This window comes from Carnobacterium sp. GW821-FHT04C06, from assembly GCF_059420345.1.
In genome coordinates this window covers 13291-26164 of the sequence record NZ_JBWKTN010000001.1, presented here as the reverse complement: position 1 = coordinate 26164, position 12874 = coordinate 13291, and the positions used below count along the sequence as shown (strand labels likewise).

The following is a 12874-nucleotide window of genomic DNA, read 5'->3' as shown; positions in this document are numbered from 1 at the left end:
GTCCTATTTTTATACAGTTAGCTTTTATCATCTAAACTATGACGATTAACAATCACTAACGCAATTAGCAATACCACAATCGCACAAGCTAAAATCAATGTATCCCACGGGCTACCATGATCTGTAATAATAATACGGACAATCGCTGTGATTCCAATATAAATAAAGTAATCTAACGGAAAATGGTAATTTGATTCAAAATACTTTACCACTAATGAAATAAACTCGAAATACAAGAAAAAGACGAGGACTTCTTGGATTAAAACATAATAATCATTAAATCCAGATTTTGCGATCATCAAAAAGATATACACTACTTCCTTTGCAATGCAGTAAGCAAGGACTAAGCCTAAGATGGACAATGAGATGTTCAAGATAAATCTCAAGCCTTTTGCAATTTTAAGTGTTAGCTTATTTTGTTCATGTTCCATGATTATCATCTCTTTCCTATTTAAATTGATCAGCTAATTTTCTGCTTCTATTACATAATAACCGTTTTAGGAAAAAAAAAAAAGAAAAATTTATTTCTTTAATTCAAGTGATAATAATACTTTTTTAATTTCTATTCAATTAACGGAAAAAAAAGAATAAAAAAAAGGTAGTATCTCCATAAAAATACTTCTAAATAAAGTATACTATAAGAAGATACTTAGATTCACATAGGAGGTTTACATGAAAAAGATTTTAATCGTTGAAGAATCACTGAATACAAATAATCGGTTACTTGATCAATTAAAAAGCGCAGGATATTTAGTAAAAAATACGTCTAGCTGTGATCAACTGAAATTATTTATTGAACAAATTGAATTTGATTTAGTTTTAATGAACCTATCTTCCTCAGCACAAGTAAAAGAAAGCATTCATTTAATTCATAGCATCGATCAAATACCCGTCATTGTGATTTCGGATTCTTGGGACAAACAATCTAAAATTAGAATTTTAAAGGATGGGGCTGATGATTTTATTGCAGATCCTTTCGATATCGAACTTTCATTAGCACGAATAGAAGTTGCTTTGAGAAGAACACAGCCCATTATTTTTGAAAAAAAAGAAACGATGATTCAACATAAAGATTTGATAATTTACCCTGAAAATCGTAGCTTGTATATTCAAGATAAAGAAATTCATTTAACTAATTCTGAATTTGATATTTTATCGTTTTTAATGTCCAATCCTAAAAAGGTATTTACTAAAAAAGAAATTTTTTGTTATGTTTGGAAAGTCCATTCTTTTGTTGGTACAGAAGGAACAATTAATGTACATATTAGCCATTTACGTGCGAAGTTATTAAAAGCAAACTCGGAAATGACTTATATTGATACTGTTTGGGGAATAGGGTTTAAAATGAATGAAGAGTAATGACTAAATCAGATAGTGTACAAAAGAGTCGCTACTCTAAAAATTTATTAGCAATTCATAAACTATGGAAGCATAATTTCTTCGTTCTTTAATAAGTTTTGATATAATTGAACACCTTATTTGAGCTTAATTAATAGTGTAAAATTTACATTATTGATTAGCTCTTTTTTTATTTATTTATCTGATTGAGTTTTAAAAATAATACGGTTTAAAACGCTAAAAACAAGGTAACCAACTATCATGGCTACTACAAATAAACATCTGCCCTTCGTACTATTAAACAAAGATTTTCCAAATGCTAATTTTGAGTATATACCAACCATACCTATAATAAATGTAATTGGCAAAAAAGCATACAATTTATCTGGATTTTTCAAAAAAACATAGCCTAATACAGCAATCATTAGGATTCCGATAAAAATCAAATCAAAAGGATTAGGGATCGTAAAATCTAAATTTTTAGGTGTGAATAAATCAATCAAAATAAAAGTACCCATGACACAAGAACTAATTAACCATAAGTAAAAATATCCCAATAAACGCTTTATTTTAGTGGGAGTTCTATGTGAATACACATTTTTATGTACATAGAAAAAAGCTAAATAAACTATAATAAAACTTAAAATACCCTTTAATAAAAGAAGAATCGGATTAAAATTGAATTCAGGGGCTGCCAATTCTCCAAGTCAGCTAAAAAATAAACTAATTCCAACTATATATCCTGATAATTTCAATTTTGTTTGAAATTTAGGTTTTTCTAGTTTTGAAATTAAAGAATCTGCCATTTCTTTAGGATCTCTTCCTAAATAGTCGGCTGCTGCTTCACCATGTTCTTGTGCCAATACTATATCGCTTAAAATAGCATATAACAAGCTCTCGATTTCATCTTCATCATAAAAAAATTCAACGGTTCGAATATAAGTTAATAGTTTTTCATAGTAGTCCTTATTGGCATCCTCTAATTTATCTCGCAATAAATTATTTTTTACAATCCATTGATTGGTATCATTTTTCTGATTATTCGTCTGGATACATCCTTTCTGAGGTTAATAAATGATTGACTTTCTTTACCAAACCATTCCACTGGTTGTCAAATTCTTGCAGATACAATTGACCTTCTTTAGTTAAGAAAAAATATTTACGGTCAGGACCATCATGGGAAGGAAGTATTTTACTTTCTATGAACTGTTGCTTCTCAAGTTTTTGTAAAAGAGGATAAACCGTTCCTGCAACAATAGTAGTAAATCCATAACTTTTTAAAATTTGAACAAGTTCATAACCATAAACTTCACGGTCTGCAATAATTGACAACACACAGCCTTCCAATACACCCTTTAATAATTGAGTTTCTTTCAAGTCACTCCCTCCTCTCTAGTATGCTTTACATACTAGTCAATTACGTATAAAATAAATCCACTAGTTTGTAAAGCATACTAGTGGATAAAAAGATTATCTAAAATAACACATAATAAAAATAAGTTAAAGCAGAGACTTCGTTTAAAAATTTGGAATAGCCTCTTCTTTTATACTAGTTATTGACTAAAAGGCACCTCCGCCTCCGCCTCCAAAACCTCCTGAAGATCCACCACTAAATCCACCACCAGTTCCACCGGCATTACTTGAATTTGAAATAGCACTTCCCATTGCATTCGTAAAACTACTTTCAAAAGCACTATTAAAGGCACCATTTGCCCCCATGTTCCATGCTGCTCCGTACAGGTAGTAATGACCTACATTCATCGTCCCCAAATCTGCTTGCGGAAATTGGACTGCTAAAGCTTTAATGACTTCTTTTGAAACCCCAAGAGAAATGGCATACACTAGGAAATGATCCCATAAAATTAGCGAACCAACATCTGCCATTTTCAAATTGCTAACGTCTTGTAACATCTGTTTAAAAGACGCCCACTGCTTAAGTGCGGTCTCACCTTCCAAATTGCGAACTGGAAAATAGCCGACCCATTGAAGGAAACCAATCGTTGCTGCTAAAACTACAATAACTGCAACTATTGGATAAAAGCCATTTAACATTAACATAGTCATGATCGTACTTACTCCGATCAAGGTTAAAGTTCCCCCATAAATCATTGCAAGTGTGAAAGATTTTTGGCTACTTGATTTGATGTAGCCTAAGTTCGTTGAAGCTTTTTTTACTTTTTGTTGCCAATTTGAATATTTTTTTGTAAATATTTCTGCTTTTTTCACATCTTTTTTTCCGTAATCCTCAATTTGTTTTAAGGTTACTTTTTGGCCATCTCCAATTTTCTCAATCAACCATGTCTGTAAATAAATTTCATGCTCAAGTAAATGAGCGGGTTTTGATGGAATCACTTTCTCAATTAAAAAAGTTTTTTCAATTTTTTTATTTTTTCTTTTAATTGGTATTTCAATCTCAATTTCTTCGATTGTAAGTTGACCTTTACGAACTAAATCCATAATGGTTGCTGTTAAGTCCGTTGTTCTCGGTAACTGATTCGTCGTCGCGTGGTACATTACAGCTGGGGTAATATCTGCTGGAATATCATACAGATGCTCTGGAACTCCAATTGAGAATTTTTTTTTGCCTGCTACTTTTCGAACATGTAGTGAACCAAAAATTAAAATAATAACGGATAAAACTGCAAAGCCATAGCTTATGCCCATTACCATTTTACGTTCTTTAGTTGCTTTTTCTGCAGCTATTTTTTCTGATTTAAGAATCTTGTTTAATTGCTTAGTATTTACTTTGTTTTGATTTTCACTAGTAATAGTAGTCGGAAAAATGACTCTTGCTTCAATTGGACTATTCGCTGGATTTTTTTTGATTGTTAATTGAACCGTATTCTCATTCGCTAATTTTATGCTACCATTTAAGGAGCCGTGTGCCCATGCGCGTAACTCGTCACTTTTTGTTCCCTTAGGTAAATGAATTGTTATATGGACATCATTTAGCGTATCTTGCCACTCTTCACCAATAACAATTTGATTTAATTCTGCAATATCTTCATAGTTTGTCACCACATTTTTTAAATGATAACGATAAATAACGGCTTGCTTTTCATTTGTTACTTGATTGAACACTTTAAACTTAGCTATTCCATTATTTTTTGTTAGTTGATACGTGTTATTTTTCCCTGAATTATCCTCTGTGTATGGCGCTGTTTCTTTTCCTCCAAACGGTTGTGTTCGAATTTCAATATCTGAAATGGATGAATCATTTCGTCGTCCAGTTAAATTTAAATCGTAAAATACACCATTAAACGTTCCATCAAACTGATACAACATTTGCTCTTCATAGTTTGCGCTACCATCTTTTTGCAGCTGAATATCGACATTGTATTGATCAATTGAGTAAGAACGTTCTGCATTTACATTATTCGGAAAACTTAGCCCTATTCCAATGATTAGAATTAAACCAACTATATATTTTTTCATTTTTTTCCCTCCATTTTTCATTGACTCCTTAGTTACATTATGACACAGATGTTGTTTTTTCGGTAGTCAAACTATACGAATTTTAGGGATAAAAAAAGACTCTTAATCAGAGTCTTTAGTGATTTAAAATCCAACTTGATTAAGAATGTCTTCTAATAAATTAGGATTAAATTTTTGTTCCCGTAGCATTTTAATTTCATAGCCATATGGTGCTTTTTTGTCTTTTTTATCTTCGCCAACATAAGGTGTTTCTAGAATTTTAGCTAGTCCTTTTAATTCTGGATGATGCACAATTTTATTTAGCGCATCAAAGCCAATTGTACCAAATCCAATATTGGCATGTCGGTCTTTGTGACTACCTTGTGGATTTTTTGAGTCGTTGATGTGCATCACTTTTAAGCGATCTAATCCAATAATTTTATCAAATTCTGTCAAAACTCCGTCAAAATCTTCTCGGACATTGTAGCCTGCATCATTCGTGTGGCAAGTATCAAATGTGACAGATAATTTATCATTTAATGTTACGCCATCCATAATTCGAGCCAATTCATCAAAGGAACGACCTATTTCTGTTCCTTTTCCAGCCATTGTTTCCAGAGCGATTTGAGCTACTTGGTCTTTGTGTAAAACTTCGTTAAGCCCCTTAACTATTTGGGCAAGTCCAGCATCTACCCCCGCTCCAACATGAGCTCCTGGATGCAAGGTAATTTGAGTTGCGCCTAGTGCTTCCGCTCGAACAATTTCTTGGCGTAAAAATTCTGTTGCAAAACCAAAATTCTCTGGTTTAATTGTATTTCCTAAATTGATGATATACGGGGCATGGACCACTATATTCGATAAGTGATGCTCCTTCATATATTCTTGACCAAGTGGAATATTCATTTCTTCAATTGGTTTTCGTCTAGTATTTTGCGGGGCTCCTGTATAAATCATAAACGTATTTGCTTGGTAACTTGCTGCTTCTTCAGCTGATCCTAGCAACATTTTTTTTCCACTCATTGAAACATGACTTCCTAATAAAACCATTTTTTCACTTCTCCCTTTTTCCCATTTTCCTCTTAATCATTGTATGTGATATTTCTTAAAAGTACAAATTATTTATTTTCTTTTGTTACACTCTATTTTTTAGGAATAAAAAATAAAGCGTGTCTTAATTAAAGACACGCTTTATTATCAATTGACAATCGTTACCTGACTCGCTTTCACTAGGTTTTCTGTTACTACACTGGTATCGCAAAATAAATCTGCTGCTTGCTGTTTGCGCTCATTAAAAAATAAAATCAAGTACAATGCATACATAAAGAACCAAACTTGCATTAAGTAGCGCCCGAAGCCTTCTCTTACAATAACGGTTCCCCAACTTAAATTTTCTTCTCTAAAACAAACTACCCGTAAGCCAAAAATCATTTTCCCAATCGTTTGCCCATTGCTTAATTTTGTCATTAAAACAAAATACAGTAGAAAAACTGCTAAGTGTGCTAAAGCATAAGGTGAATAAGGAACAGTCGATTTTTCTATTTGAAAAGCTGAAAAAATAGGATCCACTATAATTCTACCGATGCTTCCCACGACAATTAAATCGACTAGATAAGCAAAAAATCGCAACCAAAATCCTGCATAAAAATAATTTGGATAACGGTGATACGGTTTTTCAGCTAAATCTTCTTCCACTTGTTTTTCATGTAAATAACGTCTTCTAATTTCACGACTTAAAGCTAATTCTTTTTCTTTAGCTTCTTTATTTTCTATATCATTGAGTTTCTCTTCATATCTTAGCTTTGTATCCTCTGTATCATTCTCATCGCTTATTTCTTTTTCAACGACAGCTTGATCTAAGGCTTGAGTAAATTCTTCCATTTCTATTTCCTTTTGAAAATCATTTAAATCAAATTGTTTTGTTTCGTCAATTTCTCCATCAATTTTTTTATCTAAGAAATCATTTGACATTTTACTCACCTCCGTACAGATACATCATTTTAGGAGAATTCGTTGTTCCAAATTTACTCATCATACCATCCAATTCACTTAATACCGAATTTTTAGGTGAAATCATTTGACTTGCTTTTGATGTAAATAAACTCGATAGACTTGGACTAGCTGCTTGATATTCAAATAATTCTGCTTCTTTTAAGGAGTAATCTTTTCTCATCGCTTTGATTACATCTTCTTGGTAGCCGATTTCATCTACTAAACCCGCTGCTTTTGCTTGTGCGCCATCGTAAATTCGCCCATCTGCTAATTCTCTCACACGAGACTCATCCATGTGACGACCTGTTGCAACGACATTTACAAAACGGCCATAAGAATCATCGATCATTTGTTGTAAAATAGCACGGTCCCCTTCTGTCATTGGGCGACTAGCTGAGCCAATATCCTTAAATTCTCCACTTTTAATGGTTGTATCACTAATGCCTAGCTTTTCAAATAAACCACTGTAATTTGAGCCTGACATAATCACACCAATTGAACCAGTCATGGTTTCATCTGTTGCAAAAATTTTCTCAGCATTTGCTGACACATAATAGCCCCCACTGGCAGCCATATTCTTCATTGATACATAAAGTGGTTTCTTAGTTTTTTCTTTAATTTCGACTAATTTATCTTTGATTTGAGCACTTTCATACGTCCCACCACCTGGCGAATTAACGGATAAAACAATTCCTTTAATAGTGTCGTCTTCTTCGATTTTTTGCAATTCACTCATAAATAGTTGATGGTCGTAACTTGCTGTATTAAACATACCCGACGTACCACCAGCTAAAATGGTTCCTTCAATCGTTAACAAAACGATTCGTTGATTAGCCTTTCCAGCTTCAATGACATTCTCTGAAAGTGAATCCTCTCCACCTAATAACTCATTAATTGAGTTTGTTGAGCTGGCATTCTTTTTTGAAATCTCCATAACTCCTGTAGCAACAATTGATGCTACAAATAATATTATTGCTGAAACAATTGCAATCCATCTTTTTTTATTCACTTTTTATTCCTCCAATGCTAATTTAAATTCTTCTTATCTTTATTTTGACAAATTTTATGACGCATTACAAGCTTTATCCTAAAATGGCTCCACTTAACGAAAGAAAGTCTTGTAAGAATTCTTCCATTTCTCACAAGACTTTTTCTCTTATTCTTCTTCGGTTGTTTCTTCTTCAATTCTTGTTGTTGCAAGTGACAACTCATCTAATTGTGCTTCACTGACAACACTTGGTGCTGACGTTAACGGATCTGATGCACGTCCATTTTTAGGGAAAGCAATCACTTCACGAATATTTTCTTTGCCTGCTAATAGCATTGCTAAGCGGTCTAAACCAAGTGCAATTCCGCCGTGTGGTGGGAATCCATAATCTAATGCTTCTAATAAGAAACCAAATTGTTCTTCTGCTTCTTCTTTTGAGAATCCTAATGCTGCAAACATTTTTTCTTGTAATTCTCTTGTGTGGATACGAAGAGATCCACCACCTAATTCATACCCATTTAAAACGATATCATAGGCTTGTGCGTAAACTTCTCCAGGACTCGTTGTTAATTTATCAATGTCACTCTCTTTTGGCATTGTAAATGGATGATGAGCTGCAGTATAGCGTCCATTTTCTTCATCGTATTCCAATAAAGGCCAGTCAATGATCCAAAGAAAAGCAAATCTAGTTTCATCGATTAATTCTAATTCTTTTCCTAATTTGTTTCTCAATGCTCCTAAAGCGTCGGCTACAATTGATTTTTTATCTGCTACAAATAATAATAAATCTCCTGGTTCTGCATTTGTTGCCGCAATTAAGCGTTCTGCGTCCTCAGTAAAGAATTTAGCAATTGGGCCCTTTAAGCCATCCTCTTCCATTTTTAGCCAAGCCAAACCTTTTGCACCGTATCTGCCAACAAATTCTCCTAAACCATCAATGTCTTTTCTTGAATACTTGTTAGCTGCACCTTTTGCATTAATTGCTTTTACTTCGCCGCCATTTTCGATAGCTCCACTAAAGACTTTAAAGCTAGAATCTTTTACTATCTCGTTTAATTGGATTAATTCTAAGTCAAAACGGATATCTGGTTTATCTGAACCGTATCGGCTCATCGCTTCATCGTAACTCATTTGTGGAAGGGGCAATGAAATATCAATACCTTTTGTTTCTTTCATTAATTTTCTCAATAATTCTTCTGTAAAACCTTGAATTTCATCAGCTTCTAAGAAACTTGTTTCAATGTCAATTTGCGTAAATTCAGGCTGACGGTCACCACGTAAATCTTCATCTCTAAAACAGCGAACGACTTGATAATAACGATCAAATCCAGCTCCCATCAACAACTGTTTAAATAATTGCGGGGATTGTGGCAATGCGTAGAAATGACCTGGGTGTACTCTAGAAGGGACTAAGTAATCTCTTGCACCTTCGGGAGTTGATTTTGTTAAATAGGGTGTTTCAATATCAATAAACCCAGTGTTATCAAGGTAGTTACGAATTGATTTAGTAATTTCATGACGTAAAATAAAGCTCTTAGTCATTTCTGGGCGACGTAGGTCTAAATAACGGTATTGCATTCTTTTATCGTCTGAAACGCTGACGCCATCTTCAATGTAGAATGGTGTCGTTTTAGCTTTATTTAAAATCGTAATTTCGTTTGCTTCGATTTCTAACATTCCTGTTGCAATATTTTTGTTAATTACTGAAGCATCTCTATTTACAACTTTACCTGTGATTTCAAGTACATATTCACTTCGAACATTTTCGGCAATTTCTAGTGCTTTTTTTGAAAAATCTGGATTGAAAACAACTTGTATAATGCCTTCGCGGTCACGTAAATCGATAAAGATTAAACCACCCAAATCTCTACGTTTTTGCACCCAACCTTTAACTGTAATTACTTCTCCTAATAAATCTTCTGAAACTTTCCCACAATAAACTGTACGTTTTGCCATTTGAGTTGCTCCTTTTTAGTTGGTTTTAGTCTTTGTTAAAAAACTCGTTAAATGCTGTCATATCTGTTGTTTGTAAATTATAAACTTTATCAAAATCACGGTAAATATTTTTTAATGACACTTTTTCTTGTTTTCCTGTTTTCATCACTTTGAAATTCACTTCACCATTTGCAAGTTCTTCTTCTCCAATAGTAATTACAACTTTTGCACCTAATTTATCAGCTGTTTTAAATTGAGCCTTTATTTTTCGATTTAGGTAATCACGCTCTGCTGAAAAACCTGATTCACGAATGGTTTGAACTAATTTTAAGGTTTCAATATTAGTTTCTTCTCCTAGTCCGACCACGTATACATCTAACTCATCCAGATCTGGAATTTCAATTTGTTCAGCTTCTAAAGCTAACATTAATCGTTCCAAGCCCATTCCAAAACCAAAGCCCGGTGTTTCAGGTCCGCCAACTTCTTCGACTAAACCATTGTAACGTCCGCCTGCACATAGCGTTGTAATAGCTCCAAAGCTCTTAGCATCACTCATAATTTCAAAAATAGTGTGATTGTAATAGTCCAATCCACGTACCATATTCGAATCAATTTCGTAAGGAATCTCCAACGCTTCTAAAAGAAGTTTAACGGAATTGAAATAAGTTGCGGATACTTCATTTAAGTAATCCAAAATAGATGGAGCATTTGCAACAATTTCCTTATCTTTTGGATCTTTACTATCCAAGACACGTAAAGGATTTTTGTGTAAGCGAACTTGTGAGTCATGGCTTAATTCATCAAAATGAGGTTCTAAAAATGCAATCAATGCCGCGCGATAGGCATCACGACTTTCTTTATCCCCTAATGTATTAATAACCAATTTAATATTTTTTAATCCTAGCTGATTAAAAATATCCATTGCCAATGCCATTGTTTCAACATCTGTTGCTGGATTATCGCTACCAAATACTTCGGCGCCTAATTGGTGGAATTGACGCATACGTCCGCCTTGTGGACGTTCATAGCGAAACATTGGTCCCATGTAATATACTTTATACGGCTTAGCAAATTCCGGTCCGAATAATTTATTTTCAACAAATGCACGAACAATCGCTGCTGTCCCTTCTGGACGAAGTGCCATATGACGATTCTTTTTATCCATAAAGTCATACATTTCTTTAGAAACAATATCACTGGTTTCTCCTACACCACGTGAGAACAAATCATAACTTTCAAAAATTGGCGTTCTCATTTCATGAAATTGGTAATCTCTCATAATCATACGTGCAATTTCTTCCACATATTGCCATTTTTTTGAATTTCCTGGTAATAAATCTGCTGTGCCTTTTGGTCTTTGAATTGCCATTTTAAAACACTCCTTAGATAATAATTAGTTGAATAATGCTATTTGTAAAATAAAAAAAGCCCGCCCTTATTCTATATAGAATAAGGACGAGCGAAATGAATTAGACCGTGGTACCACCTTTTTTTGAAAGCAATGGATGCTTTCCTCAACGATTAACGCTCGTAAACGTAACAGCTTTGCACTGTTAACCCTCCAGAGTGTCTTTCAATCAAAATTACGGGAATCTTTTTCAGCCATCGAAGATCCTCTCTTTATACTCGCTAATTTTGTTTACTTTTTCTTTCATCAGGTAACTTATTAGATTATAACAAGATTACAAGAAACACCTTCCCTTGTCAAGAGATTATCTACAATTCTTTCGAACTTTTTTGAGAATTCGCTAAATTTTTGTTATTTTTCAATTAAAAAAATTGCTAATTACTAGGAAATATTGCTATAATTAAAGAGAAATCATTTTTTTGAAATTTGATTTATTTGGATAAGTAGAAAGTAGTGGATAAATGAATGGAACAGACAACAATACCGAGGAATCATAAAAAGACTTTTTTACTTTTTTTCATTCTATTAATTAGCCTTACTGCTTTTGCTACAATGGCTTTAGCAAATTATAGTACGATTAAAATTGACGCCGCTGTAGTAAATGTTCGAACTGGACCGGGTTTATCTTATGATACGATGACCCAAATCGGTGCAGGAGATCGAGTCAATATTTTAGAAGAAAAAAACAACTGGTACAAAGTGCGTTTAAGCAATGACAAAATTGGTTGGGTTGCGAGCTGGCTCGTAAATAATACTGAAATCAGTGCTGCTACAAATACCATGGGAACTGTTACCGGAGAAAAAATTAACATTCGCAGTGAAAGCAACGATCAAGCAGCAATCATTGGTTCTGTTACAAAGGGAACAGAATTAACTGTGTTGTATCAAGAAAATGGTTGGACTCAAATTCAATACAATCAACAAGTAGCTTGGATTAGTTCAAAATTTATCGATGTAAAACCAGCTTCTGTTCAACAAGAAGCTCCGACGACTGTTAGTACAACTGATGAGAAATCAGCTTCAATCAAGACCATTACAATTCGAAATGAAGAAGCTAATATTCGAAGTGCACCAGGTACAACGTCTAGTTTAGTAACAACCGCTACTAAAGGTCAAAATTTTGACTATGTTGGAACAAGTGGCGATTGGTACCATATTCGAAATGATGCTGGTATTGATGGGTATGTCGCTAGCTGGTTAGTTGATTTATCTGCTGATACTTCTTCTGCACCACTGGCTAATGTTTCATCGTTAGCAGAAGCGACTGTCGTCATTGACGCAGGACATGGTGGGGATGATCCAGGCGCAGAAGCATCTACCTTTTACGAAAAAGAAGCGACGTTAAAAACCGCTCAAACATTAGCAGCTAAACTAAAAGCTGTCGGTGCGAATGTTATTTTAACGCGTGATTCAGATAAGAGCGTTAGTCTTCGCCAACGTCCAGCTATCAGTAACCAAGCTAAAGCTGACGTCTTTATCAGTATTCATTATGATTCAACGGAAAATGCGAATGATGGAAGCGGAACAACCACGTATTATTACCACGAACGTGACAAAGCACTTGCAAAAATAGTGAATGATGGACTGGCTAATGGTCCGTTGCCTAATAACGGTGTGCGTTTTGGTGATTTCCAAGTAACAAGAGAAAATACGCAACCTGCTCTATTGTTAGAGCTTGGTTATGTGAATAATACGACGGATAGTTCAATGATTAATACAGACAGTTATCGAGAAAAAATTTCAAATACTATTGTTCAATCTTTAAATCAATACTTTAAAAAATAATAAAAAATAGGATTTGA

12 protein-coding genes and 1 other annotated feature are annotated in these 12874 nt (G+C 33.9%); of the genes, 2 read left to right on the top strand and 10 right to left on the bottom strand.

Going from position 1 to position 12874, the window contains the following annotated elements; translation table 11 throughout:
* Nucleotides 1-17 precede the first annotated feature (17 nt).
* The gene (gene psiE / locus AC07SW_RS00130) at nt 18-431 is read right to left on the bottom strand and encodes a phosphate-starvation-inducible protein PsiE (RefSeq protein ID WP_034569903.1); all 414 of its coding nucleotides are present in this window, start codon (nt 429-431) and stop codon (nt 18-20) included.
* A 241-nt stretch (nt 432-672) separates the two neighbouring features.
* Here psiE and AC07SW_RS00125 point away from each other — a divergent pair, with 241 nt between their 5' ends.
* Nucleotides 673-1359, top strand: a complete 687-nt coding sequence (locus AC07SW_RS00125) for a response regulator transcription factor (protein ID WP_034569906.1) — start codon at nt 673-675, stop codon at nt 1357-1359.
* A gap of 173 nt (nt 1360-1532) precedes the next feature.
* Here AC07SW_RS00125 and AC07SW_RS00120 read toward each other — a convergent pair whose 3' ends face one another.
* The 9 genes from AC07SW_RS00120 to hisS form a co-directional block, all read right to left on the bottom strand.
* Complete coding sequence (locus AC07SW_RS00120) at nt 1533-2036, bottom strand: hypothetical protein (RefSeq protein ID WP_135023538.1); 504 nt, start codon at nt 2034-2036, stop codon at nt 1533-1535.
* Nucleotides 2037-2045: 9 nt separating this feature from the next.
* Nucleotides 2046-2333, bottom strand: a complete 288-nt coding sequence (locus tag AC07SW_RS00115) for a hypothetical protein (protein WP_135023537.1) — start codon at nt 2331-2333, stop codon at nt 2046-2048.
* Nucleotides 2334-2376: 43 nt separating this feature from the next.
* The gene (locus AC07SW_RS00110; RefSeq protein ID WP_034569910.1) at nt 2377-2715 is read right to left on the bottom strand and encodes a PadR family transcriptional regulator; all 339 of its coding nucleotides are present in this window, start codon (nt 2713-2715) and stop codon (nt 2377-2379) included.
* A 183-nt stretch (nt 2716-2898) separates the two neighbouring features.
* A complete protein-coding gene (locus AC07SW_RS00105; RefSeq protein ID WP_135023533.1) occupies nt 2899-4773 on the bottom strand; it encodes a DUF2207 domain-containing protein in 1875 nt (624 codons plus the stop codon).
* A 123-nt stretch (nt 4774-4896) separates the two neighbouring features.
* Nucleotides 4897-5799, bottom strand: a complete 903-nt coding sequence (locus AC07SW_RS00100; protein WP_034569913.1) for a deoxyribonuclease IV — start codon at nt 5797-5799, stop codon at nt 4897-4899.
* 147 nt (nt 5800-5946) lie between these two features.
* A complete protein-coding gene (locus AC07SW_RS00095) occupies nt 5947-6720 on the bottom strand; it encodes an RDD family protein (RefSeq protein WP_034569916.1) in 774 nt (257 codons plus the stop codon).
* 1 nt (nt 6721) lies between these two features.
* A complete protein-coding gene (gene sppA / locus AC07SW_RS00090; protein ID WP_494632045.1) occupies nt 6722-7750 on the bottom strand; it encodes a signal peptide peptidase SppA in 1029 nt (342 codons plus the stop codon).
* Between the two features lie 147 nt (nt 7751-7897).
* Nucleotides 7898-9685, bottom strand: coding sequence for an aspartate--tRNA ligase (gene aspS / locus AC07SW_RS00085; protein WP_463684644.1), 1788 nt, complete (start codon nt 9683-9685; stop codon nt 7898-7900).
* 25 nt (nt 9686-9710) lie between these two features.
* Nucleotides 9711-11033 carry a histidine--tRNA ligase gene (gene hisS, locus AC07SW_RS00080; RefSeq protein ID WP_034569925.1) on the bottom strand — a complete coding sequence of 441 codons (1323 nt, stop codon included), beginning with the start codon at nt 11031-11033 and terminating at the stop codon, nt 9711-9713.
* Between the two features lie 79 nt (nt 11034-11112).
* Nucleotides 11113-11328, bottom strand: a binding site (T-box leader).
* A 209-nt stretch (nt 11329-11537) separates the two neighbouring features.
* Between hisS and AC07SW_RS00075 the strand changes: the two genes are divergently transcribed.
* On the top strand, nt 11538-12857 hold the full coding sequence (locus AC07SW_RS00075) for an N-acetylmuramoyl-L-alanine amidase family protein (RefSeq protein WP_034569929.1): 1320 nt from the start codon (nt 11538-11540) through the stop codon (nt 12855-12857).
* Nucleotides 12858-12874: the final 17 nt, after the last annotated feature.

Bases quoted from the DNA above. Each gene is read 5' to 3' on its own strand.
- psiE (WP_034569903.1), bottom strand. From the start codon at position 431: ATGGAACATGAACAAAATAAGCTAACACTTAAAATTGCAAAAGGCTTG.
- AC07SW_RS00125 (WP_034569906.1), top strand. From the start codon at position 673: ATGAAAAAGATTTTAATCGTTGAAGAATCACTGAATACAAATAATCGG.
- AC07SW_RS00105 (WP_135023533.1), bottom strand. From the start codon at position 4,773: ATGAAAAAATATATAGTTGGTTTAATTCTAATCATTGGAATAGGGCTA.
- AC07SW_RS00100 (WP_034569913.1), bottom strand. From the start codon at position 5,799: ATGGTTTTATTAGGAAGTCATGTTTCAATGAGTGGAAAAAAAATGTTG.
- AC07SW_RS00095 (WP_034569916.1), bottom strand. From the start codon at position 6,720: ATGTCAAATGATTTCTTAGATAAAAAAATTGATGGAGAAATTGACGAA.
- aspS (WP_463684644.1), bottom strand. From the start codon at position 9,685: ATGGCAAAACGTACAGTTTATTGTGGGAAAGTTTCAGAAGATTTATTA.
- hisS (WP_034569925.1), bottom strand. From the start codon at position 11,033: ATGGCAATTCAAAGACCAAAAGGCACAGCAGATTTATTACCAGGAAAT.
- AC07SW_RS00075 (WP_034569929.1), top strand. From the start codon at position 11,538: ATGGAACAGACAACAATACCGAGGAATCATAAAAAGACTTTTTTACTT.